The sequence below is a fragment of the Sorangium sp. So ce281 genome (assembly GCF_051527395.1).
Lineage (GTDB): Bacteria > Myxococcota_A > Polyangia > Polyangiales > Polyangiaceae > Sorangium > Sorangium cellulosum_B.
This window is the reverse complement of record NZ_CP150322.1, coordinates 146,169-169,013: the sequence shown is the minus strand read 5'-3', so window position 1 is coordinate 169,013 and position 22,845 is coordinate 146,169. Positions and strand designations below refer to the sequence as shown.

Here is a 22,845-nt window from a genome sequence, read left to right as displayed (position 1 = left end):
CCGGTCGCAATCGTGCCACTGCCTCTCCCCGCAGGTTACGTCTGTTATTTTTACGACATGCGAAGAGGCTTACTTCCGTTTCTCTTGTTCATGAGCGCTGGCCTCGCGTGCCAGCCGGAGCCGACGCCCTCCAAGTCGGACACGGGCGGCGAGGAGCCGCTCCCTGACGACGGCGAAGAGCCGCTCCCTGACGACGGCGAAGAGCCGCTCCCCGACGACGGCGAAGAGCCGCTCCCTGACGACGGCGACAACCCCGACCAGCTCTGCCCCGGCCCCGTCGAGCCGGACACCAGCGAGGTCGCGGCGCTCTCGCTCCCGGCGCGCACGGTATCGACGGTGACCGGCGCTTACTACGCGAGCAACCAGCGCTCGACGCGGACGCGCGTGGTCGTGGAGGGTCAGGCCGCGCTGGCCATCGGGCCCGACTATCCGAGCTCCGTGACGATGGCGCTGGATTCGGTCATCGACCCGCGCTGCTGCTGTAGTCCGATCCCGGGCGCGATCACCATTGACCAGATAGGCGCCATCCAGGGTGCGATCGACGTCGAGCAGACGGGGCCCACGACGTTCTCCGTCCGCGTGAGCGAGGAGGGGACGTCGACCTTCGAGGTCTCGGGCGTGATCGCGGTGCCGGAGGGCGGCCTCGACGCGTGCTCCGCGTACGACGACACCCGCGAGCTCCCCGTCACGCTGTTGATGACCGTCCGGGCGGCGCGCCCGCGCTGGCAGATCCAGACACCGGCCGAGTGCGGCGCGAGCGCCGTCATCCAGTCGAACCGGCCTCTCCCGATCACCACGGCGGCGTTCGACGCGGCGGGCGTGCGCTTCTCTCCACAGAACGTCAAGCACCCGGCGGTCGACGTGGTGGGGACCGGCGTGGGGCTCAGGGTGCGCGAGGGGGGCGCGCCCTCCGATATCGTCGCGACCGGAGACGGCAGCGTGGTGATCACCGCGGCCGACGGCGGCGCATCGCGCGAGGTCTCGGTGATCCCTGCCGCCCGCATCGACGCCATGGACGTGGTGTTCGCACTCCCGGGCGTCGCGGGGAGCGTCAGGACCCTCGTGGATGGCGGGACGTTCGATGGGTTCCACCGCACGGGGAACCGGGTGGTCGCCGTGATCTCCGGGCTCGCGTCCGGCGGTGTTCCGCTGTGCAGCGAGGCGAGGACCGAGGATTTCGAGGTGACGTCCTCCACGCCGGAGGCTTGCGCCGTCGACGGCCGGTTCTGCGAGAGCACCGAGGTCCCCCCCGGGGATATGCTGACGCGCTCCGCGGAGGTCATCGCCGATGGGACGTGCGCGGTGCGCGTCGATGCGCCGGCATTCGCCGGCGGGGCGGGCCTGGACGCGGAGATCTCCGTGACCCTGAAGGGCACCGAATCGCTGATCGTGCTCACGCCCTAGGTCGTATTACCGGCCACTCGTCGAGGAGCGGGGCGAGCCTCTTCTCGAGGTCGGCCGGGTGGACGAGGCTGAGCGCGACCAGCGGCCCGAGGTGGGCCCTGTCTTCTTCCTTGCGTGCGAAAGCCGCCACAACGTACTTCTTGATGCGAGAGCCGTCTCCGCTCGAACAGCTCGAGGAGATCACCATGCCCTGGTATGTCCATCTCGCGTACTTCTTCGGCGGGGCGTTCCTCGCCAATGCGCTCCCCCACTTGATCGCCGGCGTGTCCGGCCAGCCGTTGCAGACCCCGTTCGCATCACCGCCATTCAAGGGGTTGTCGCCGCCGGCGGTGAACGTCGCCTGGGCGCTGGCCAACCTCGCCCTCGCGTACCTCTTGCTTGTGCGCGTCGAAGCCCTCGACCTCCGGCGCTGGTCCGACGTTGGTGTCTGTTTTGTCGGCTTCGGCGCCATGGCCCTCCAGTGCTCTCGCTCTCTCGCTCGCATTCGCAAGCAGGCCGTCCCCTGACCTGCCCCTTCGCAGGGCGACGAAAGCACGCGCCGCGAACACCATGAGACCACGGCGAGACGATCGAATTTTTGCGACGGGCACCGCGCGCTCCGCCAGCCCCCGGAGACGCCGCTCGCCCACACAGGACCTCGGCGCACCGCCTCTCAACGTGCGTCGCCGGAGCCGCGCACGAGGACGACGCGCGTCTTCGACAGCCCGTCGTGCAGGCCCACGGGCGCCTCGCCGCGCTTCAGGAACGTGAACGCCTCGAAGGGGATGAACCGGCACAGGGTGCGGATCGCGATCCGACCGAGGCCTGCGCGGCTGCCGTCCTCCATCACGACCCGCGTGCCAGTGACGAGCTTGCCCAGCGTGGCGCCGAAGAGCGCCTCCATCGAGACATAGTACACGAACATCATCACGAGACCGAGCAACGTGTCGTTGGCCTGCTCGAACACCTCGGCGCCTCCGAGGAGCCCGAAGATGATGCCCACGAAGAACGTGAACAGCATCATTCCCATGTAGTCGACGACGAGGTTCACGAACCGCCGGCCGCCGCTCGCGAGCAGCAACCGCGAGCGCTCCTCCGGTTGCAGCGCCGCGGGTGCGTCTGCCCTGGGTGCCTCGTAGGGGTTGTAGCTCTCGGCGGGCTGGGCGGTCGGAGAACGCATGAGACCTCTCGATGCGGGTTGGGTGACGTCGCGGCGCAGCGCTCGAGGGCAGGCTGCCCTGGAGTCGACGCGCCCAAGCGCATGCTACGCCCCGTATGCGGCGGCGTGAAGGCAGCCCCGTCGACGGCGATGAACGATCGAGCCGGCGTCGCTTTTCGGAGTGTGGACGGATCGCAAGGGCGATCGGTGCGCTCTCTGCGCTCTCGAGGACTGCCGCGACGTGCCGGGCTGCCGCGTCGCGCGCTGATCGCGGGGCATCCTTCCGCTCGACGAACGCTCCCGGCCGAGCGAAACCCAAATACGTTCACGGGCCAGCGGGCATTGTAGGGGTGATGGAGACGTGGCGAACGCGGGCATCCGGAGGGCGTTCCGCGTGTCAGCCGGGCGTTATCTCCACTGAGGCAGGATAAATACGATCATGGCAAAGCGCGTAAACCGAAGAATTTTCCTCCGGGGGCTGGGCGGAGCTTGCGTCGCGGCGCCGTTCCTCGGCTCGATCCTCGACCGCTCCGTGATGGCGCAGCCGGCCACGCCGCCGAAGCGGCTGATCGTGATGTACACGCACTATGGCTGCATCACGACGCGGTGGTTCCCGAAGAAGTCGCACGGCCCGCTCACCGCCGCGGACCTCGAGTCGACGACGCTCAAGCACCTGGCGCCTTACGTCGACAAGCTCCTCATGCCCCGAGGCATCCGCGCGATGAACGAGTGGACGGCGACGATGGTTCGGGGACAAGGGAACGATGAAAACACGCAGGTGAACGGGTCGTACTTCACTTGCCACCCGGTCACTCCCAACAGCAACGACCCGTTCAGCTTCAACACGGCGACGAAGTTCCACGCCATGCCGACCGGTCCCTCGCTGGACCACGTCATCGCACGACAGCTCAGCCCGCAAGGCACTCCGTTGCTCATGAACACGATTGGTGGGAATGACAACTCTCAGTCGGCGATCTCCTACTCGGCCGCCGAGACCCTCTTCAAGGCCCTCGACGCGCAGCAGGCCTTCAGCAGCCTCACCGGCCTCTTCGAGGCGGGGAAGCCGACGTCTCCGGACACCTACGCGGCGATGCGCGGCAAGAGCGTCCTCGACATCGTGAGGGATGATCTGCAGACGCTCGAGCGGTTCGACATGAGCCGTTCCGACAAGCAGAAGCTCGCAGCCTGGAAGGAGCTCCTCCACGCGACAGGAAACGTGGTGGTTCCTTCGCAGTGCAACACGTCCCTCGCCACGGCGCTCGGCGTGACCCAAGAAAACATCGACCTGACGAGCACGGCCTCGTACGCCGACAAGCTGACGCTGCGAATCTCGGACAGCCTGGACGGAGCCGACCTCTATTCGAACCTCGCCGTGCTCGCGGCGGCGTGCAACGCGAACCCCGTCATCTTCCTGAAGTACCCCGCGGCTTACAGCTTCAAGGGGCTCGGCTTGACGCAAGAGGCCGCCGGTCTCGCGAGTCGCCTGGACCACGCGGGCATGACGGGCACCTGCGTCCCGGGGGTGATCGACATGATCCTCACGATCGACGACTACTATGCGAGGAAGTTCGCCCACCTCGTCGGGCAGCTGAACGGTATCGACGAGGGCGACGGGACGCTCCTCGACAACTGCGCGGCCGTCTGGTTCCAGGACGCGTCGGACGGCTGCGCCCGCAACCTCAACAACCTGCCGATCGTCCAGGCCGGCAGCGCCGGCGGCTATTTCAAGACCGGCTGGGCCGTGAACGTCGATGACGGCTCGCCCGCTCTCACGACCGGCAACAGCGAGATCACGTGTGCTGACGGCACGTCGGACCAGGTCGACGCGATCTCCCAGGAAACGGGGACCGATCCGTCGCTCGCCAACGCGCCGATCAACAAGTACTACTGCAGCTTGATGAACGCCCTCGGGGTCAAGGCGGGCGCGGATGGTTTCCCGGCGCGGGGCGGTTCGGGACCGGTGACGCACTTCGGCATGTATGACCGGACGGAAGACTTCATCGGTGGCGGGACCAATCCCCCCACCATCCACGATCCAGGCGAGTTCACCGCGCTCAGGGCGAACTCCTGAGCGGTCTCCCTCGTCTTCATCGGCCTCGGGACCGCCGTGCTCCCCGAGCCCTCCAGCGACCGCGCCGACGCCCCCGGAAGCCGTAGGCACCGAATCGCTGATCGATCTCACCCCCTGTTCGTCCTACCTCGAGCGCTGCTGGAGCCGGCCCGGCATGCGCTCGCGCCGAGAGCACGAGTTCGTCCACCTCGCGGATGGAAGCAGCCAGCCTGCGGGTTCAGAGATTGATGACCAGCACGGTCACGGCTTCGCCGTCGTCGTACACGATGTCGGGCTTTTGGTCCCCGTCGAGGTCGCCGACACCGAGAGACAATCCCTCCCTGCTGCTCGCCTCGTCGAAGGTGTGATCTTCGCCGAACGCCGTCCCCTCGCTCACGACCAGGTGGATCACGCCGTCCATGGCCCAGTTCCCGACGACATCGTCTCTCCCGTCGCCGGTGAAGTCGGCCATCGCGGTCCTGGCCCTCATCGTCGAGAATTGACCCAGCTCTGCTCGCGAAAAGTGGTCCACCCCCTGGCTGACGGTGGTCGTGCCGAGCGCGCCGCCGGCGCGTTCGCGGTGGAGGCGTTGGTGAGCTCGCGGACCGTGACGAGGAGCAACGTGCGACGCTCGGGGGATGCGTCGTGCACGACCGTGCCGGGTCTGCCGTCGGTGGTTCCAGCCTGATCCTTGCGTTGGCGATCGGCAGCACGTGTGCTCGTCGCCATCGTGCCAGGCCGCGAACCTCGGGCAGGACACGGTGCGGGCTACGGCGTGGGATCTGGGCGAGGCGGAGGCGCTGTTGCTCGTGCGGATGACGCGCGCGGGCGACGCGGACAACGCGCTGGAGCAGGGCTGGTTTCTGCGCGAGCTGCGGGAGCGATTCGGCCTCAGCGGCGAGAAGCTGAGCAAGCGATTCGGCCGGACGCCGAGCAGGGTGAGCCGGCGGCTAGCGCTGGTCGCGGAGCTGCCGGAGTCGGTACACGCGCACGTGCGCGCGGGCTCGATCGGCGCGCACGCGGCCATGAAATACCTGGTGCCTTTGGCGCGCGCCAACCGCGCTGACGCAGAGCCGGATCTTCCGGCCATCAAGCAGCCTGCTCGGTAACACGCGTCTCATCGACCACATCCTGCCCGGCGCGCTCGCGTCGGGCAGGGAGGAGGGCCAGCAACGCGACGCTCGCCGAGCCCGGCGGGGTCTTCGAACCTGGATGGCAGCCCGGCGACGGCTGCGCAGATCGGAGCTCTGGGCCGTGGGGGCGCTCCCCGCCGACGCTCGGCGCGCAGGGCGACCAGAGCAGCACGGGACCGATCGTGACATGTCACGCTTGCACCGTGACATGTCACGCCGGAAAACCCTCTCCGCGAGCGACGTCGCCGGTCGCTGCGCGCCCGGCTCCGGAGACATCGACCCGCTTCGCGGTCTCGGGCATCGTCGAGACCGATCACGTCGCCTCCCCCTGGCGCCATAACCCTGCGATGGGGTGGCCCCATGCCCCTGCGACGTGGCAGCCTGCATGCAGGCAGCATCGCGTTTGGATTTCCTGGCCGCACACGCCGCCGAGGTTCTCTTTTCCTTTCCGCCCCGAGACCGCGGTCTCTGGAAACCGATGACTCAAGGAGGAGCGTCATGATGCGTTTCGATTCCCCCTTCCAGCGCTGGCTGTTCATCTTGTCTACCTTGCTCTTTTGCGGGGCGCTGTCCACGGGCGGCGCCGGCTGCGCGCTGGGCCCCGAGCCGCCCGCGGGCGACGAGCTCCGGCTTCGCTTCCCCGAGCACGCGCTGCAGATCCTCGGGGGCGGCGAGGCATTCGTCGCGGTCGACCGCGGCTTCGCGCTCGCCTCGACCGTCGGATTGGCCGGCGACGGCGAGATCGAGGCCTCGCTCCAGCGACGCGGCGGGCTGCACGCCGCGCTGCCGGCGCGCGGCGAGGGGGAGATCCGGTTCCATCTGCCCGGCGGCTTCGAGGCGCGTGTGCGCGAGATCGGCGCCGAGGGCGAGGGCGTTGTCGCCGAGCAGGCGGTGGCGTTCCGGCGCGAAGGCGGCACGTCGTTCTGGTCGGCGATCGAGGAAGGCTACGAGGAGTGGCTGCTGCTCGACGCGGGCGTCGCGCACGCGGGCGCTCCCGCGGCCGCGTGGGAGGTCGCGGGCGCGACCCTGAGGCAGCAGGGCGACGCCGTCGAGGTCGTCGACGAGTCCGGCGCGCCGCGGCTGCGCGTGACGGCGCCGGCCGCGTTCGCGCGCGGCGGTCGCCCGATCGCCGCGCGCCTCGCGGTGCGCGGGGCGACCATCGAGCTCTGGGCGGACGCGGGCGGCGAGCCCGCGCTGGTCGACCCCGTGTGGGCGCCGGCCGGCGCGATGAGCACCGCGCGCCACGGGCACTCTGCAACGCTGCTCCAGCACGGCGACGTGCTCGTCGTGGGCGGGTACAACGGCGCTCTCCTGGCGAGCGCCGAGTTCTACAGCCCGAGCACGAACACCTGGTCATCCGCCGGATCGGTGGCCGCCGCCCGCCGCTACCACACGGCGACACGGCTGAACGACCACAGGGTGCTCATCGCGGGCGGAAACGGGGCCTCGAACGCGCCAGTCGCGAGCGCCGAGCTCTACGACCCGAGCACGAACACCTGGTCGACGGCCGCGCCGATGGCCGCTTCGCGCGAGGGGCATACCGCGACGCTGCTCAACGATGGCACGGTGCTGGTGACCGGCGGGCTCACCGCCGGCAACACCTACGTGGCCAGCGCCGAGATTTATCATCCCGCGACCGACACCTGGTCGGCGGCCGCACCGATGACCCAGGGCCGTGGCGAGCACACCGCGACGTTGCTCACGAGCGGCAAGGTGCTCGTCGCGGGCGGGCGCAACGGCTCCTACCTCTCGAGCGCGGAGCTCTACGATCCGAGCACCGGCGCGTGGTCGTCGGCTGGATCGATGAGCACGCCCCGCAATCAACACGCCGCGGCTCGGCTCGCGAGCGGCAAGGTGCTCGTCACGGGCGGCTACAACCCCTCCTCCAACAAGCTCGCGAGCGCCGAGATCTTCGATCCGGCAGCACCCTCGTGGACGGCGGCCGCTCCGATGGCTGCCCCCCGCACCGGACACACTGCGACGCTGCTCTACAATGGCGACGTGCTCGTGACAGGAGGGGCCACCGGCATCACATCGACCGCGACCGCCGCCCTCTACAATCCGGCGGCCGATGCGTGGACCTCGGTTCCAGCGATGAGCGACGAGCGCAGCGGGCACACCGCGACGCGGCTCGGGAACGGCAAGGTGCTCCTCGCGGGCGGCCTGGGGTTTGGAATCTTCACGAACGTGTACCTGTCCAGCGCAGAGCTCTATGCCGATCCGACCACGACGTGGGCTGCCACGAAATGGACGATGGTCACGCCAATGAATGACGATCGAGCCGAGCACGCAGCGATCGTGCTCAACGACGGCAGGGTGCTGGTGACGGGGGGTGGCCATGCGTCAGCGGCCAACCGCGCCGAGCTGTACGCTCGGACAACCAATACCTGGACAGCGGCCCCTCCCATGGCGACTGGGCGAGATGAGCACACGATGACGCGGCTCCCGAACGGCAAGGTGCTGGTCGTGGGAGGCCACGGGACGTCCGCGTCCAACGCCGCCGAGGTGTACGATCCGACGACCAATTCATGGTCGCCCGCGGCATCGCCGCACGCCGCCCGAGTCGGACACTCGGCCACGCTGCTCCTGAACGGCAAGGTGCTGGTCGTGGGTGGGTTCCTGCGCGACGCTCTCACTGCCCCAGTCGCGCTTTACGATCCGGCGAACAACACCTGGTCGCCTGCCGCGCCGGACGGCGCCACCCTCGGCCAGCATACCGCGACGCGGCTCACGAGCGGCGACGTGCTGGTCACGGGCGGTAACGGCAACGGGACGCTGTTGGACAGGGCCATGCTCTATCATCCGGCGACCGACAGCTGGTCGCCCGCGGGCAGCATGAGCGTCCCGCGTTGGTATCACACGGCGACGTTGCTGAACAATGGCGACGTGCTGATCGCCGGAGGTGTCGACGGCCACAACTATCTGTCGAGCACCGAGCTGTATCATCCGGCGACGAACAGCTGGTCAGCCGGACCGTCCATCGGTATCCGCGCCTACCACACGGCGACGCGGCTCGCGGACGGCAGGGTGTTGATCGCTGGAGGCTATATGGGGACGTCTCAGGTGGCGACAGCCTGGCTCGTGAATTCGACAGGAACGACTTCGGCCCCCACCGGCTCGATGCACCAGGCACGAAACAGCCATACAGCGCTCCTGCTCGGGAACGGCATGGTACTGGTCACAGGCGGAATATACTTCGGAAGTCTGCCGAGCGCCGAGGTCTACACGCCCTGACCCCGGCGAGGCCCGCGCATCCCCGCGGGAGCGAGGCCGTCGCGCAGGCGCACGGCTCGCGCGGGCCACGCCGCGCAAGATCCGCCGGAACCTGTTCCGGGTGACGGCCGAGCCGAGGGTCCGCGTGGCGTTTGCCCCGTAATCGTCCCCGCGCCAGCTCAGCGCGCCGGTGATGATGAAGCTCTCCGACGCGCCGGGGCGCGCGCCGCGCGCCCCTACGCTGCCTACGCGCTCCGGCGTGCGCCCCTCGGCCGGGCCGTCGCCGCCGCTGCCCGCGCCCTCGAGCGCCCCCGCTCCTGTCGCTGCCCGCGGCGCCCACGCGGCCAGACAACCTCATGATCGACGTCGACGACCTGTCGCCGATCTCCCCAGGCCCGGGGCTTGACAGCTGGGCCCGATCTGGGTCCGCGCCGTCCGAGGGGGCGCGGTCCACCGTCACGCCCCCCTCAAACAGCACCCGCGCGATCAGCCGACGCGCGATCGGCCTTCACGCCGGCCGAAACGTCGCCCCGCTTGCATCGGCTGCCCGTTCCTGGCTACGCGTCCATGCAAGGAGGGTCCCGATGGCAACGACCGCTGTTCTCCAGTTCCTGCCTGACTGGCAGCACGCGCAGCAGGGTCCGATCGAGCGCGGGGGGAAGCTCAGGATCGAGTACGAGCTGAGCCGCCTGTCGCGCTGCTTCACGACGTGGCGCGGCGCCGAGATCGGCGACATCACCGCCTACGTCCGCTTTCACCCGCGCGGCGCGATCGTGCAGGGGAGCGTCGTCGAGGAGGTGCGGGCCCCGGGGAACCCGCCCGGGCACGTCGTCGCGCACAGGCCCGCGGCCCTGGAGATCTCGGTGCCCGACGACGCGACCCAGGCGGAGATCTGGTTCCACGGCTTCTCTCAGACCAGCCGCCGGTGCGAGGCGTGGGACTCGCGCTTCGGCGACAACTACTGGTTCGACGTGGGCGGCCCGCCGCCGCGGATCCCGGCGCAGCCGGTCCTCTACCGCGCGGGGGCGCAGCGGCGCCCCGACATCACGAACGTCCGGGCCTTTCGGGTCTCGAAGGTCTACGCGTTCCCGAGGCCCGCGCAGGGGCCGATCGCGGGGACAGACATCCAGATCCACCTGGACCTCGACGCGTGGGTCAGCCATTCGGCGTGGGGCGCCAGCGCATGGATCGATGTCCACGTGTTCGACGGCCACGACGCGCTCGTCCACGCCGAGACGATCCCGCTTTCGTACACCGGGTGGGGCCCGAACCAGCAGTTCAGCTTCGCCGGCAAGATTTTCCAGGGATCCACCGCGACGCCGGGCTCGGTGTCGCCGCGGCCGGACGCGCGCAAGGTGCAGCTCCGGCTCTATTACGAGATCGACGGCCAGGTGTTCACGGATGGAGTCCTGCACCAGGCCGAGCTCCCCGAGGACGCGCTGATCTGATCGGCGCCGCGCCGGCTCGCCGCGGGAGAGCGCCCCATGCTAAGAGGGCGCTGCCATGGCGAGCCGCTTCTACGTCACGACGCCCATCTATTACATCAACGACGTCCCGCACCTCGGCACCGCCTACACGACGATCGCCGCGGATGTGCTGTGCCGCTACCACCGGCTGCGCGGCCACGAGAGCCGCATGCTCACCGGCACGGACGAGCACGGCCTCAAGATCCAGCGCGCCGCCGAGGCGCGCGGCGTCGCGCCGGGCGCCCACGCCGACGAGATCGCCGCCGTCTTCCGCGCCACGTGGCCGAAGCTCGGCTGCGCTCCCGACGACTTCATCCGCACGAGCGAGCCGCGCCACAAGAAGGCCGTGCAGGAGCTCTGGAGCCGGATCAAGGCGCGCGGGGACATCTACCTCGGCCACTACGAGGGGCTCTACTGCGTCGGGTGCGAGGCTTACTACACCGAGAAGGACCTGGAGCAGCCCGGGAACGTCTGCCCGCTGCACAAGAAGCCCGCCGAGAGCGTCAAGGAAGAGAGCTACTTCTTCCGGCTGTCCAGGTACGGAGACGCGCTGCTCGATTATTACAAGCGCAACCCGACCTTCGTGCAGCCGGCGAGCCGCCTGAACGAGGTGGTGAGCTTCGTGCGCGAGGGGCTCCAGGATCTGTCGGTCTCCCGCACCACGTTCGAGTGGGGCATCCCCGTCCCCGACGACCCGAAGCACGTCATGTACGTCTGGTTCGACGCGCTGGCGAACTACATGACCGCCCTCCGGGAGCCGGAGGACAACACGCGCTTCTGGCCCGCGGACGTGCACCTCGTCGGCAAGGACATCCTGCGCTTCCACGCCGTCTACTGGCCCGCGTTCCTGCTCTCGGCCGGCTACGGCGAGGCGGAGCTGCCGCGCCAGGTCTTCGCCCACGGATTCCTCACGTACAGCGGGCAGAAGATGTCGAAGACGCTCCGCAACACCATCAGCCCCGTCGAGGTGGCGGCCGCCCTCTCCGAGGCGGCCGCGGCGGCCCTGCCCGGCGGCCCCGGCGCGGCGGCCGGCGCGCCCCTCGTCGGGGCGGACGTGGTGCGGTATTGCCTGATGCGCGCGATCTCGTTCGGCCAGGACGGCGACTTCAGCCTCCAGGACGTGCTGTCGCGGTATGGCTCGGAGCTCGGCAACGCGCTCGGCAACCTGCTGAATCGCGTGCTCCCGTTCGCCGAGGAGGTCCCCGCGAAGGGGGCCTCGGGCCCGCTCGAGGAGGAGCTCGCCGGGGCGCAGCGGCAGGCCGCGGCGGCCGCGGCGACGGCGTTCGACGCGAACCAGCCGACGCGCGCGCTCGACGCGATCTGGACGGTGATCGCCGCGGCGAACCTCTACGTCGACAAGGCCGCGCCGTGGGTGGCCAAGAAGACGGACCCGGCGCGCCTCGGGACGATCATCGCGACCTTGATCGAGCAGCTCGAGGCGATCAGCGTGATGATCTCCCCGGTGATGCCGGTCGTGGCGGGCAGGATGCGCGAGCAGCTCGGGCTGCCGCCGATCGCGTTCGAGGAGGGCAGCGATCGCTGGCCGATGGCGCTCCCCTCGCGAGCGCCGGGCGAGAAGCTCCGCAGGGGCTCGCCCATCTTCCCGCGCCTCGAGAAGGAGAAAGAGGCCGAGCTGCTCGCCCGGTTCGCCCCGCCGCGGCCGGACGCCGAGCCGGGGAAGGCCGATGCGAAGGCCGATCCCGGCGCGAAGGCCGATTCGAAGGCCGCCCCGGAGGCGAAGGCCGCGCCCGGGGCGAGCGGCGGCGCCGAGGTGGCCGCCCCGCCGGCGCGCCAGGGCAAGAGCCCTGTGGCCTTCGACGATTTCGCCCGGCTGGACCTCCGGATCGGCGTGGTCACGAGCGCTGAGCGCGTGAAGAAGAAGGACCGGCTGCTCGATCTGCGGGTCGACACCGGCGACGGCGCTCCGCGGCGCATCATCTCGGGCATCGCGGCGAGCTACGCCCCGGAAGAGCTGGTGGGCAAGCGGATCGTCGTCATCTGCAACCTGCCGCCGCGCGACTTCGGCAAAGGGCTCGTGTCCGAAGGCATGCTGCTGACCGCCGAGGTCGAAGGGCGAGTCCGCACCATCACGGTCGAGGACGCCGCGCCGGGCACGCCGGTGCTCTGATACCGCACGTCGGCACGCGATTCACAGCGCAGCGCGCGGCATGGCCGCGATCGCAGCGCCGCGATCGTGCTTTTCACGCCGGTGGGCGGGGGACCAAAGGGGGATGCCGGTCCGCGCGCCGGGGGGCGTGCTAGACTTGGTGGATGCGCGCTTGCCTTGGCACGAGGAGGCGGTGAGCATCTCCCTGCGGGGGCGCGATGCCGTGGCCCTGGCCATGGCGGTCGCGGCGCACGCCGCGATCCTCGCCGCGCCGACGCCGGAACGGCCTCTCGAGGGCTTTGCCGAGCCGTCGGCGCTCGTGGATGGCATCGATTTCGAGCTGGAACCACCGGCTCCCCGGGCCGCAACCGCGGCGCCGGCCGGGGGCGAGCCTGTCGCGGGCGAGCCGGAGGCGGCCGGCGAGATCGGCAAGGCCCCTCCGGCCGAGAAGGCGCAGGCGCCCGCGCCGGGCGCCGCAGCGGCCAAGGTCGCCTCGGTGGAGCGCGCGAGGCCTGCGCCGGCCGCCCGCGCCGCAGAGCCGAAGGCCGCACCTCCGGAGACCGCGCCGCCCGCAGCCGAAGGCGCCGCCCGGCCTGCGGCCGAGGCCGCCGCGCCCACCGCCGAGGCCCACGGCGCACCCGCGCCCACCGCCGAGGCCCCTGCGCCCGCCGCCGAGGCACCAGGGACCCCGGCGACGGCGCCGCCCGGCGACGAGTACGGCGGGGCACCTCCCGCTGCGGGCGGGGGCATCGCGCTCGCGCCAGGGCTCGGGACGCCCCTCTGGACCGTGCCCGGCGTGCTCCCCGGCCCGGACGCGCCGCGCGCCGCCCCGACGGCCGCCCCGCGCGCTCGCCCCGTGGATCCGGCGATCGCAGGCACGGTGCTCAACGAGACGCTGCACGGCAAGGACAAGAGCGTGGGGATCAGCGTCCCCGCCGCGGGCGCGGTGGCGAGCACCCTGGCGGACATGGTGCGCTCCTCGACCGCGCCCCTCGACGCGCGGGCGACCTTCGAGGTCAAGCTCGGCGCCGACGGCCAGGTCCTCGGCGTCCGGCTGGTGAGCGCGTCGGCCGGAGACGGCCCCACGTGGGATCGCATCGTGGACGGGGCCAAGGGCGCGCTCGCGGGGAGCGCGCTGCAGATGGGGCCTGACCGGCAGCCGGTGACCGTCACGGTCAAGGTCCAGTCCAAGGTGCAGTATCCGTCCGGCAGCAGGAAGAAGCCCAAGCCGGAGCTCGTGTGCGCCGAGGAGGTGCTCGAGCAGCTCCAGCAGGCGATGGAGGACCCGAGTCGGCTCGGCCAGCTGCGCGGCCCGGGCGACGGGGCGCCGCCGGGGGGCGACATGGCTGAAGAAGAGCGGAAGAGGATGTTCTGCATCCCTGTCGGGCTCCGCGCCAAGGGCGATCTGTCCGATATCGGCGCCCACAAGGTCAACGTGGTCTCGGCGTCGTTCGCGGTGAAGCGCGAGGGCGAGCGCGCCCTGCCGCACGAGGACATCCTGCCGATCGACACGCGCGTTCCGTGGGCGCCGAAGGACCCGAACAAGACGAAGCTCCCGCCGCCCAAGAAGAAGAAGTGGAAGAAGAAGAAGGAGCCTTGAGCGCCCCGGGTCAACAACGAGGTTCCTTACCCGCCTCCCTCGTGGGAAAGTGACGCTGCGGGCGCCTGGGGTCGATCAGGTACTCGCGCTCGCGGTACTCGAAGTAGTCGAAATCGGCTGGGCGCGCGGTACCCGACATGTCTTGGCACGCCATGCCGACGAACGCACCGGTGAAGTTGGGAAGGCCTGGCGCGGAGGCCTCGTCCGAGAGGATGCTGGCGTCCAGGTGCTCCGGGAACCAGCTCCAGTCCGTACCGTCGAGGCTGTAGGCGAAGTAGAGCCGATCGTGGTCGAGCTCGGCGCGCAGGTGCACGGGCGCGGTGCCCGGGATGGGGACGGGTGCGGTGAAGGCGTCCGCCATGACCCCATCCGGAATCGCCGACATGATCCGGATATACCGCCCGACCGTCTCATCGTGCGAGATGTGCAGGTAATGGAACTTGCTCGCGTTGTAGTAGCAGATGAGCCCGGCCATCTGCTGATACGCCTCGGGCGCGAAGTCGACCGACGTGACCGCGGTGTAGCAGTGCGCCTGCTGGCGGCGTGCGACGAGCGACTGGCGGAACAGGCTGCCGAGCGTCTCGCGGCCGTAGAGCCGGAGATGACCCGGACGTGCGGTGAGGCTGAACAGCTCGTCGGGGTAGGGCGAGCGCAGCCACTGGAAGTCGATCGGCAGCTGCGGTGAATCGAAGTCCTCGCGCGCGGCCGGGGCGGGGAAGGGATGCGCGGGCAGGCCGGGGGCTGGGACCTCGACGCGCGGGACACTTTCACCATCGGCCGTGCGAAGCCAGCCGTCGTCCGACCAGACCATCCTCTGGATCGCGGTCTCGCGGCCGAGCGTCGAGCGCCCGCGGTTCGGGATGGGACGGCTGCACAGGTGGACCATGTACACGTCGCCCGACGGCGTATCGCAAAGGTCAGCGTGGCCCGCGCGCTGCAGCGCGACGTCGGCGCGAGCGCGCGAGGTCAGGATGTACGTCTCGGGGTGCAGCTCGTACGGGCCGGTGAGGTGACGGGAGCGCGCCATGGTGACGGCGTGGCCCTGGTACGTGCCGCCCTCGGCGGTGATCAGATAGTAGTAGCCGCCGCGCTTGTAGATGTGCGGTCCTTCGGTGTAGCCGATCGGCGTGCCTTTGAAGATGTTCGTGACAGGCCCGATGAGCTTGCGCTCGGCGTGCGAGTACTCCTGGAGCACGATGCCGGCAAAGCGATTGCGGCCGGGCCGGTGGTCCCACAGCATGTTGCTCAGGTACTTGCGGCCGTCGTCGTCGTGGAACAGCGAGGGGTCGAAGCCGCTCGAGTTGAGATGAACGGGATCCGACCACTCGCCGTCGATGGTGAGGCTGGTCACCAGGTAGTTGTGGAAGTCGCGCATGGACGCGCCGGACGCGCCGCCGACGCTGGTCCGGCCGTAGCGCTTCACGTCGGTGTAGATCAACCAGAACAGGCCATCCGCATACGTCAGGCACGGCGCCCAGACGCCGCACGAATCGCCGTCGCCAAGCAGGTTCAACTGGCTCGCGCGGTTGAGCGGACGCGAGAGCAGACGCCAGTGCACGAGGTCGCGCGAGTGGTGGATCTGCACGCCGGGGTACCACTCGAAGGTCGACGTCGCGACGTAGTAGTCGTCGCCGACGCGGACGATGGACGGATCGGGGTTGAAGCCCGGCAGGATCGGATTGCGGATGACGGCATCAGGCATGGATGACTGGCTCGCCGGCGAGGGTCCAGAGGACGATCGCGCCGAGGATATCGAGGAACGGGGGGAAGGAAAAGTGAAACGATTCGAGGATATCCAGGGCGAATCCCCGCGCTCAGAAGCCCCACACGAGCGGGACGACGATGACGGTGGTCGCGAGCACCAGGAGCTGCAGCGGCAGCCCGACGCGCGTGAAATCGTTGAAGCGATAGCCGCCTGGCGCGATCACCAGGACGTTCACCGGAGACGCGATCGGCGTGGCGAACGCCGCGGAAGACGCGAACGCGACGCCGATGAGCAATGGCTCTGGCGCGAGGCCCAGCGCGCCGGCCAGACGAACCGCGAGGGGAGCCACGAGCAAGGCCGTCGTGGTGTTGGAGAGGACCATCCCGAGGGCCGAGGTGAAGAGGACGAGCAGACCGAGGACCACCGTGGGCCGCGCCCCCGTGAGGAGCCCCTCGACCGCGGACACGGCGGCCCCCATCGCCGCGGTGCGCTCGAGCGCCGTGCAGACGGGGATCATCCCGGCGATGAGCACGACGCTCTCCCAGTTCACGGCGCGGTAGGCGTCCGCCGGGCGCACGCACCGCGCGAGCACCAGGAGGACCGCGGCGAGCAGCACGGCGACCACGTTGGGCAGCCACCCGAACGCCATGATGACGAGCATACCCAGGGTGACCCCCACGGCAGCGAGGGCGCGCTTGCGATCGACGAACACGGCGCTCGGCGCGTCGGGCTCGGCGACGAGCACGAGATCCCGCCGCTCGTCGCGGAGGTTCCTCAGGTGCTTCTGCCGCCCTTTCACGAGGAGCGTATCGCCGGCGCGGAGCTTGAGATCGCGCAGCTCGGGCGTCGCATGGAACACCGGCAGCGATCCTCCGCCTCGGCGGATCGCGAGCACGTTCGCGCGGTAGCGATCGCGGAACTTGGCTTCCCGCAGGGTCTGTCCCGCCAGCCGGGAGCGCCGCGGGAGCACGACTTCACACATGGACTCTTCGTCGGGCAGCGAGAAGACGGGGCGCTCCGGGAGCGCTTCGAGCCCGAAGCGCTCTGCGAGCGCGGCGATCGCGCTGTCGCTCCCGAGCACGCGCAGCTCGTCGCCCACGACGAACACGGCTTGCGGGACGACGCGCTTGGCCGAGGGGCCACGAGGCCCGGCGTGCGCGATCCCCACCACGGTCACGCCGAACTCGGCGCGGAGGTTCGCGGCGCCGAGCGTGAGGCCGGCGAGCTTCGAGCGGGCAACGACGCGCAAGACGCGCAGCGACGTGTCGAGCGCGTAGTCCATCGCGAGATCGTTCAGCGTGAGCGAGCGCGGCGCGCCCGCGTCCGCCGCGTCCGCCTTGCCAGGGAGCATGCGACGACCGAACGACACGAGGTAGGCCACGCCGATCACGAGCACGGCGAGGCCGGGGACGAGGAAGCTGAAGAATCGAAATGGCTCGCGCCCCGCCTCACGGAGGGTGTCGCTCACGAGGAGGTTCGGCGGCGTGCTGATGAGCGTAAGGTTGCTCCCGAGGTGCGCGGCGAACGCCATGGGCATGAGGAGCCTCGCGGGCGCAATTCCGCGCTTCAGCGCGAGGGTCCCGACCACCGGCAGGAGGATCGCCACGGTCCCTGTGGAGCTCATGAAGGCGGACAGGAGCGCCGTCGCCCCCATCACGACCACCATCACCCTCGCCTCTCCCGATCCCGCGACGCGCTCGAGGCGGTGGCCCAGCCAGTCGGCGACGCCGGTGTCCGTCAGCGCGGCCCCCACGATGAACAGGCCCGCTATCATGAGCACGGCCGGGTTGCTGAACCCGGCGAGCGCTTCCGAGACCGTGGTGACGCCGGAGAGGGTGAGCGCGAGCAAGGACATCATCGCCACGACGTCGAGCCGCAGGCGATCGCTCACGAACAGGACGATCGTAACTCCGAGGATGGCCAACGTGAGGGCAGCTTCCGGCATCATGCGACGGCGCAGCCTATCCGAAGGGGCCGCAGAGCCAACCCCCTATCGTCTCACCGGCGCTCACGCCGTCTTGCCCTCGGCGGGTCGAGTCGACGCGCGTTTCCAGGCGCCGCCGGAGCATGCTTCGCTGCCGCGCCGCTCAGGGCAGCTCCAGCACGAACGTGGAGGGGCGCGCGACCAGCACGTCGCACGGCGCCGAGCGCATGACGGATTCGGCCACGCTGCCCAGGAGAGCGCGCGAGATCCCCGAGCGCCCGTGCGTGCCCATGATGATGAGATCGGCCTTCCATCGCCCGGCTTCGCGGACGATCGCGCGCCTCGCGTCGCCGCGCCGGACCGACGACTCCCATGTCACGCCGAGCCCGTCGAACGAGTCGAGGAGGCGCCTGAGGCCGGCGCGCGCGTCGTCATGGTATCGCGCCTTGTAGGCCGCGAACTCCAGCGAGGGGAGGGCGAGCGCCATCCTGTCCTCGAAGGGCACGTGGTAGGCGTGGATCGCCCGGATGCGGCTCACCTCGGGGTCGATGACCTTCGTCGCGAGCGCGGCGCTCCGAAGCGCGACGTCCGAGAGCTCGACGGCGAGCAGCGGCCGGCTGTAGGCGCCCGCGGGGGGTCCCTGTACGACGAGCACGGGAGTGTCCGCGTGACGGATGGTGAGCTCGGCCGTCGACCCGAGCAGGAGATCGAGGAACGGGCGCTCCCCGTGCCTGCCGAGGACGATCAGCTCCGCGCCGCGGCTGCGCGCATGGCGGATGATCTCGACGAACGCTCTGCCGACGAGCACGCTCGGGGCGACCTGCAGACCTGCGTTCCCCGCGCCTCGGGCGACGTCGAGGGCGCGGGCCGCGATCTCGTCGAGCGAGCGACGCGCGGCCTGCTCCGCGCTCTCGCCCTCCGCGGGCGAGGCGGGCGCTGGCAGCACGTGAACGAGGTGCAAGGTGCTGCCCGCCGAGAGGGGGAGGCGCGCGGCGCGCTCGATCGCCGCGAGGGCGCCCGGCGAGAAATCGGTCGCAGCGAGGACGTCGCCGAGGCGAGCCTCGCGGCGCGGCGTGCCCGCCGTGCGGCCGTCGAGCAGGGGGGCCGGCTCCGCCTGGGCGGGCGAGCTGGGCGGCGTCGTGGGCATGGCGTTGGTGCGGCGCATCGGCTGGTCGCGCAAACATAGCAAGCTGCGGGCCAGGCATCGCGGCCCGCCCTGCGCAGGGCGCACGTGCCGCTGAGGGCCTGCGAGGCACCGAAGACGCGGAAGATGCACCACGCCACGTAAGGATTGCGCTCGATGTGGCGCGGGAGCTCGATCGCGCCAGAGCGGTGGTAGTGGCGTCCAGGTGCCCTGGTCGATGTTCCGTCTCCCCTGACGCGAGCGGCCGCGCCGCTGGCTCGGTGAACTCCCCTGCTCGCGGCGTGGCGAGAGCGCGCTCTCGCCCTTGTCATCCCCGTGAGGGGAGGCCGACGCTGGCAAGGTAGGCTTCCAGCGCGGGAGCATGATCGGACGACACGATGGCGCCGATATATCCGTCCGGCCGGACGAGCACCCAGTCGCCGAGCGACACGCCATAAGCGGCGCGGAGATGGCCGCCATCATCGACGATGTCGCCGCGCGGCCCGACGGCGTGGATGTGAAGTCCGGGGCGCGGCTCGACGGCCGAGAGCCGGTCCGACCCGTAACCCAGCAAGGTCCAATGCGGACCCTGGAAGAGCTTGAAGAGCCGTGTCGGCACCCCCGCCGCGCCGCGGACGGGCGCGTCCGGCGCTCGGTTGCCCGCGAGGATGCCGCCGCTGCGCTTCGGCTTTTCCATGGCCAGCGACGATTGCGGGTATCCGAGATCGAGCTGCTGCACCTCGCGTCCGCGGCGCATGACGCCTCGCTTCGCCGCCTCCAGGAGCTTCGTCGTCAGGCCGAGCGTCTCCGCGGCGATCGGCCGGCGCTCCTCCTCGTAGGTCGCGAGCAGCGCCTCCGGCGCGCCTGCCAGGACGGCGGCGAGCTTCCAGCCGAGGTTGTAGGCATCCTGCACGCTCGTATTGAGGCCCTGCCCGCCCGTCGGCGGGTGGATATGCGCGGCATCGCCGGCGAGGAAGACGCGCCCGTCCCGGTAACGGTCGGCGAGGCGCGCGTTCATGGTGTAGGCGGAGGCCCAGGAGACCGAGCGGATCACGATGTCGCCTCGGCCCAGGCGGCTCGTGACCATCGCTGTGAGGCCTTCCGCGGAGAGATCGACGTCGCCCTCGAGAGGAATCGGCGCCTGCAGCTGGAACATGTCGGTGCCGACGAGCGGGCACAGCGATATCTGCTTTTCCATCGACCCTTCGTTGAAGCGATGCCAGGCGGCCCTGCTGAGTCCATCCAGAACGACGTCGGCGACGAGCGCGCGCACCCCCAGGGTCTTGCCGGGAAAGCCGATCGCGAGCGCGTGCCGTACGACGCTGCGGCCGCCGTCCGCTCCGACGAGATAGCGGACGCGGACGGCCTCCTCGCCCCTCGGGCCGGCGATGCGGGCGCTCACGCCCTCGCCGTCCTGCTCGAAGCGCTTCAGCTCGCGGCCGAGCTCCGGGTACTTCCCGAGCTCCGCCAGACGCTCGCGCATCGCGGCTTCGGTCAGGAATTGAGGCACGAGGAGCGGCAGGCGATAGGGCTCGCCAGGCGTCGGGGCCTGAGGCTCCATCATCTGCGACTCCTCGTAGCCTCCGTCGTCGCGAACTACCCGCGGGGGTGGGTACAGGCCGCCGGTCGCAACGACGCGGTCGAGGATGCCCAGATCCTCGAACACCTCCTGGCTGCGCGGCTGGATCCCCTTGCCGCGCGAGCCGCGAAAGGGCCCGTCCTGCCTGTCGATGAGCCGGAACGCAACGCCCCGACGGGCGAGCTCAATGGCGAGGGTCAACCCAGCAGCACCTGCACCGACGATCAGGACGTCCGTCGAAGAATTAGATTCCACAGCGAGCTCCGCTTTTTTGGACCGCGTTTCAGATATGTGTATCATGCATATAACTGCGCCCTCCGGAGCGTCAAGGAAATTTGTGCAAAATACACGCATCACAAAAAAGAAGCTCCGTGAGCTCCACGGAGCCATGGTCGATCTGACGGCGCTCATGAACCAGCCGCAGCGCGATCAGGCGCTGCTCGCGGAGGCAGGCGTCTCCCTGGATCAAGCCCTCTTCCGGCTGCTGGTGGGGATCGAGCGCTTCGGGCCGATCGGCGTGGTCGAGCTCTCGAACCGAGCCGGGCGCGATTACACGACCGTCAGCCGCCAGGTCGCGAAGCTCGAGAGCCTGGGGCTGATCGAACGCCGACCGAGCGCGGCCGATCGTCGCATCCATGAGGCGGTGATCACCGACAAGGGGCGGCAGATGACGGACGCCTTGGACGCCGCGCGTCAGAGGCTTGCGGCCCCTATCCTCGCCACGTGGAGTGAGGAGGACTTCGGCGACCTGGTGCGCCTGATGCGCCGGTTCGTGGACGACTTGATGGCGCAGTCAAGCGGAACGGACAGGACCTGAGTTGGTCGCAGGCCTCTTGCGGCGCCGCCTTCACCCGGGGCACGGCGTGTGCGCCCCCGCGGCTTGCACCGCGGCGCGCCACCCCGGCTCGAAGCGGATCGGCAAGCGCGCCGGACCGTGCACGATGATCGCCTTGCGCGGCTCCCACGGCTCGTCGCTCGCGCGCCGGAGGCCCTTCAGACGGCAGAGGAGATCCGGCAGCGCGATCCGCGCCTCCAGGCGCGCCAGCGCCGCCCCGATGCAGAAGTGGATGCCGTGGCCGAACGCGATGTGCGGGTTGGGGTCGCGCCCGATGTCGAAGCGGCCAGGGTCGTGGAATTGATGCGGATCCCGGTTCGCGGAGCCGATCACGGGCAGCACCAGCTTCCCGGCCGGGATCACCTGGCCGTGCACCTCGACGGCGCGCCTCGTCTCGCGGAACACCATCTGCAGCGGCGAGCGGTGGCGCAGGACCTCCTCGATCGCCGAGGGCAAGAGCTCGGGCGCCGCCCGGAGGCGGAAGAGCTCCGCCGGGCTCTCGAGGAAGCACAAGATCGCGTTGTCGATCAGGTTCGTCGTCGTCTCGGTGCCCGCCGCGAGCAGGAACTGGAAGAAGCTCAGGATGTCTCCCTCGGTCAGCCGCTCGCCGTCCACCTCGGCCTCGACGAGCCGGGTCAAGAGATCCTCCGCCGGCGCCCGCCGGCGCGCCTCGATCAGGTCCGCCAGATACGCCTTCATCTCTTCCTTCACCACGGCGTGCGCGCTCACGGCCCTCGCCGCCTCCTCGCCGCCGGAGATCGCGTGGCTGAGGTTCGCTATCACCTCGCTCCAGCGCAGCAGCCGCGCCCGGTCCTCGGGGGGAATGCCGAGCATCTCCGCGATCACCATCGTGGGCAACGGCCCTGCGTAGTCCGCCGCGAGGTCCATCTCCCCGCGCTCGATCCAGGGATCCAGGAGATCGCGCGACAGCTCCCGGATGCGCGGCTCCAGGCCCGCGATCGAGCGCGGCGTGAACGCCCGCAGGACGATGGATCGAAGCTTCGTGTGGCGCGGCGGGTCGGAGAAGACGATCCAGTCCGGCGCCTTGCCGGTGGGAGGCGTCACCGCGGAGCTGAAGGCGTCATGATCGGTCAGCGCCCGCTTCACCCCGTCGTAATCGAAGACCATCCAGAGATCGAGCGGAGCGACGTGGAACACGGGAGAGCCGGTCCGCAGCTGATCGTAGAGGGGATAAGGATCCCGCCGCATCTCGTCCGGGAAAAGGTTCATCGTCGAGACCTCCGTCGTCTGGAGTCGCCGGTGGCAGCCGCCCTTCGGAGACGATGGTAATCGATGCACCCACGAGATGGAGCGCTGGAACGCGCCTCCCGCGCGAAATGCGCCAGTCGACACAACCCGGACGGACGCGGCGCCCGAGCACCGACGCGGTCACGCGGGCAGGCCGAGTCGCTCTCACCGATCGACGCGCTCCGCTCGCCGATGCCGGCCGTCACGCCAGGATCCAGGTTCACCGCCGTTGGCAAGATCGGCTCGAACCCTGGTATCCTTCAATTCAGCGGCACCCTCCGGACGAACGCTCGGTCCCACGGTGAACCCGGGCCTCCGGC

General features: G+C 70.1%; 17 protein-coding genes. 9 read left to right on the top strand and 8 right to left on the bottom strand.

The window, feature by feature from the left end:
* Nucleotides 1-90 precede the first annotated feature (90 nt).
* Nucleotides 91-1,404: a hypothetical protein gene (locus WMF27_RS00625; RefSeq protein WP_437943715.1), complete on the top strand. Its 1,314-nt coding sequence runs from the start codon at nucleotides 91-93 to the stop codon at nucleotides 1,402-1,404.
* On the opposite strand, the gene WMF27_RS00620 is transcribed toward WMF27_RS00625, so the two are convergent.
* Nucleotides 1,394-1,534 carry a hypothetical protein gene (locus tag WMF27_RS00620; protein ID WP_437943714.1) on the bottom strand — a complete coding sequence of 47 codons (141 nt, stop codon included), beginning with the start codon at nucleotides 1,532-1,534 and terminating at the stop codon, nucleotides 1,394-1,396. The two genes, WMF27_RS00625 and WMF27_RS00620, sit on opposite strands and share 11 nt — an antisense overlap.
* Nucleotides 1,535-1,589: 55 nt before the next feature.
* Between WMF27_RS00620 and WMF27_RS00615 the strand changes: the two genes are divergently transcribed.
* Nucleotides 1,590-1,910: a hypothetical protein gene (locus WMF27_RS00615; protein WP_437943713.1), complete on the top strand. Its 321-nt coding sequence runs from the start codon at nucleotides 1,590-1,592 to the stop codon at nucleotides 1,908-1,910.
* A gap of 146 nt (nucleotides 1,911-2,056) precedes the next feature.
* On the opposite strand, the gene WMF27_RS00610 is transcribed toward WMF27_RS00615, so the two are convergent.
* Nucleotides 2,057-2,563: an RDD family protein gene (locus WMF27_RS00610; RefSeq protein WP_437943712.1), complete on the bottom strand. Its 507-nt coding sequence runs from the start codon at nucleotides 2,561-2,563 to the stop codon at nucleotides 2,057-2,059.
* A 418-nt stretch (nucleotides 2,564-2,981) separates the two neighbouring features.
* On the opposite strand from WMF27_RS00610, the gene WMF27_RS00605 reads away from it, so the two are divergent.
* Nucleotides 2,982-4,613 (top strand): DUF1552 domain-containing protein, encoded by a 1,632-nt coding sequence (locus tag WMF27_RS00605; protein WP_437943711.1) that lies wholly within the window; start codon nucleotides 2,982-2,984, stop codon nucleotides 4,611-4,613.
* 217 nt (nucleotides 4,614-4,830) lie between these two features.
* Here WMF27_RS00605 and WMF27_RS00600 read toward each other — a convergent pair whose 3' ends face one another.
* On the bottom strand, nucleotides 4,831-5,064 hold the full coding sequence (locus WMF27_RS00600) for an FG-GAP repeat domain-containing protein (RefSeq protein WP_437762220.1): 234 nt from the start codon (nucleotides 5,062-5,064) through the stop codon (nucleotides 4,831-4,833).
* Between the two features lie 289 nt (nucleotides 5,065-5,353).
* On the opposite strand from WMF27_RS00600, the gene WMF27_RS00595 reads away from it, so the two are divergent.
* From WMF27_RS00595 to WMF27_RS00575, 5 genes are all read left to right on the top strand, one after another.
* Nucleotides 5,354-5,701, top strand: coding sequence for a hypothetical protein (locus WMF27_RS00595; RefSeq protein ID WP_437943710.1), 348 nt, complete (start codon nucleotides 5,354-5,356; stop codon nucleotides 5,699-5,701).
* A 522-nt stretch (nucleotides 5,702-6,223) separates the two neighbouring features.
* A complete protein-coding gene (locus WMF27_RS00590; RefSeq protein WP_437943709.1) occupies nucleotides 6,224-8,959 on the top strand; it encodes a Kelch repeat-containing protein in 2,736 nt (911 codons plus the stop codon).
* 563 nt (nucleotides 8,960-9,522) lie between these two features.
* A complete protein-coding gene (locus tag WMF27_RS00585) occupies nucleotides 9,523-10,386 on the top strand; it encodes a DUF6209 family protein (protein ID WP_437762223.1) in 864 nt (287 codons plus the stop codon).
* A 55-nt stretch (nucleotides 10,387-10,441) separates the two neighbouring features.
* Complete coding sequence (metG, locus tag WMF27_RS00580) at nucleotides 10,442-12,532, top strand: methionine--tRNA ligase (protein ID WP_437943708.1); 2,091 nt, start codon at nucleotides 10,442-10,444, stop codon at nucleotides 12,530-12,532.
* Nucleotides 12,533-12,704: 172 nt separating this feature from the next.
* A complete protein-coding gene (locus tag WMF27_RS00575) occupies nucleotides 12,705-14,111 on the top strand; it encodes a hypothetical protein (protein ID WP_437943707.1) in 1,407 nt (468 codons plus the stop codon).
* Between the two features lie 10 nt (nucleotides 14,112-14,121).
* On the opposite strand, the gene WMF27_RS00570 is transcribed toward WMF27_RS00575, so the two are convergent.
* The 4 genes from WMF27_RS00570 to WMF27_RS00555 form a co-directional block, all read right to left on the bottom strand.
* Nucleotides 14,122-15,813, bottom strand: coding sequence for a glycoside hydrolase family 43 protein (locus WMF27_RS00570; RefSeq protein WP_437943706.1), 1,692 nt, complete (start codon nucleotides 15,811-15,813; stop codon nucleotides 14,122-14,124).
* Between the two features lie 112 nt (nucleotides 15,814-15,925).
* Nucleotides 15,926-17,740 carry an SLC13 family permease gene (locus WMF27_RS00565; protein WP_437943705.1) on the bottom strand — a complete coding sequence of 605 codons (1,815 nt, stop codon included), beginning with the start codon at nucleotides 17,738-17,740 and terminating at the stop codon, nucleotides 15,926-15,928.
* Nucleotides 17,741-17,903: 163 nt separating this feature from the next.
* The gene (locus WMF27_RS00560) at nucleotides 17,904-18,905 is read right to left on the bottom strand and encodes a universal stress protein (RefSeq protein ID WP_437943704.1); all 1,002 of its coding nucleotides are present in this window, start codon (nucleotides 18,903-18,905) and stop codon (nucleotides 17,904-17,906) included.
* A 286-nt stretch (nucleotides 18,906-19,191) separates the two neighbouring features.
* Nucleotides 19,192-20,742: an FAD-dependent oxidoreductase gene (locus WMF27_RS00555; protein ID WP_437943703.1), complete on the bottom strand. Its 1,551-nt coding sequence runs from the start codon at nucleotides 20,740-20,742 to the stop codon at nucleotides 19,192-19,194.
* On the opposite strand from WMF27_RS00555, the gene WMF27_RS00550 reads away from it, so the two are divergent.
* Nucleotides 20,741-21,259: a MarR family winged helix-turn-helix transcriptional regulator gene (locus WMF27_RS00550; RefSeq protein ID WP_437944565.1), complete on the top strand. Its 519-nt coding sequence runs from the start codon at nucleotides 20,741-20,743 to the stop codon at nucleotides 21,257-21,259. The genes WMF27_RS00555 and WMF27_RS00550 overlap by 2 nt on opposite strands.
* A gap of 30 nt (nucleotides 21,260-21,289) precedes the next feature.
* On the opposite strand, the gene WMF27_RS00545 is transcribed toward WMF27_RS00550, so the two are convergent.
* Nucleotides 21,290-22,507: a cytochrome P450 gene (locus WMF27_RS00545; RefSeq protein WP_437943702.1), complete on the bottom strand. Its 1,218-nt coding sequence runs from the start codon at nucleotides 22,505-22,507 to the stop codon at nucleotides 21,290-21,292.
* Nucleotides 22,508-22,845: the final 338 nt, after the last annotated feature.

Excerpts from the sequence above, each read along its gene's own strand:
- WMF27_RS00625 (WP_437943715.1), top strand. The coding sequence starts at position 91 with ATGAGCGCTGGCCTCGCGTGCCAGCCGGAGCCGACGCCCTCCAAGTCG.
- WMF27_RS00615 (WP_437943713.1), top strand. The coding sequence starts at position 1,590 with ATGCCCTGGTATGTCCATCTCGCGTACTTCTTCGGCGGGGCGTTCCTC.
- WMF27_RS00610 (WP_437943712.1), bottom strand. The coding sequence starts at position 2,563 with ATGCGTTCTCCGACCGCCCAGCCCGCCGAGAGCTACAACCCCTACGAG.
- WMF27_RS00605 (WP_437943711.1), top strand. The coding sequence starts at position 2,982 with ATGGCAAAGCGCGTAAACCGAAGAATTTTCCTCCGGGGGCTGGGCGGA.
- WMF27_RS00600 (WP_437762220.1), bottom strand. The coding sequence starts at position 5,064 with ATGGCCGACTTCACCGGCGACGGGAGAGACGATGTCGTCGGGAACTGG.
- WMF27_RS00590 (WP_437943709.1), top strand. The coding sequence starts at position 6,224 with ATGATGCGTTTCGATTCCCCCTTCCAGCGCTGGCTGTTCATCTTGTCT.
- WMF27_RS00585 (WP_437762223.1), top strand. The coding sequence starts at position 9,523 with ATGGCAACGACCGCTGTTCTCCAGTTCCTGCCTGACTGGCAGCACGCG.
- metG (WP_437943708.1), top strand. The coding sequence starts at position 10,442 with ATGGCGAGCCGCTTCTACGTCACGACGCCCATCTATTACATCAACGAC.
- WMF27_RS00570 (WP_437943706.1), bottom strand. The coding sequence starts at position 15,813 with ATGCCTGATGCCGTCATCCGCAATCCGATCCTGCCGGGCTTCAACCCC.
- WMF27_RS00560 (WP_437943704.1), bottom strand. The coding sequence starts at position 18,905 with ATGCGCCGCACCAACGCCATGCCCACGACGCCGCCCAGCTCGCCCGCC.
- WMF27_RS00550 (WP_437944565.1), top strand. The coding sequence starts at position 20,741 with ATGCATATAACTGCGCCCTCCGGAGCGTCAAGGAAATTTGTGCAAAAT.
- WMF27_RS00555 (WP_437943703.1), bottom strand. The coding sequence starts at position 20,742 with ATGATACACATATCTGAAACGCGGTCCAAAAAAGCGGAGCTCGCTGTG.
- WMF27_RS00545 (WP_437943702.1), bottom strand. The coding sequence starts at position 22,507 with ATGAACCTTTTCCCGGACGAGATGCGGCGGGATCCTTATCCCCTCTAC.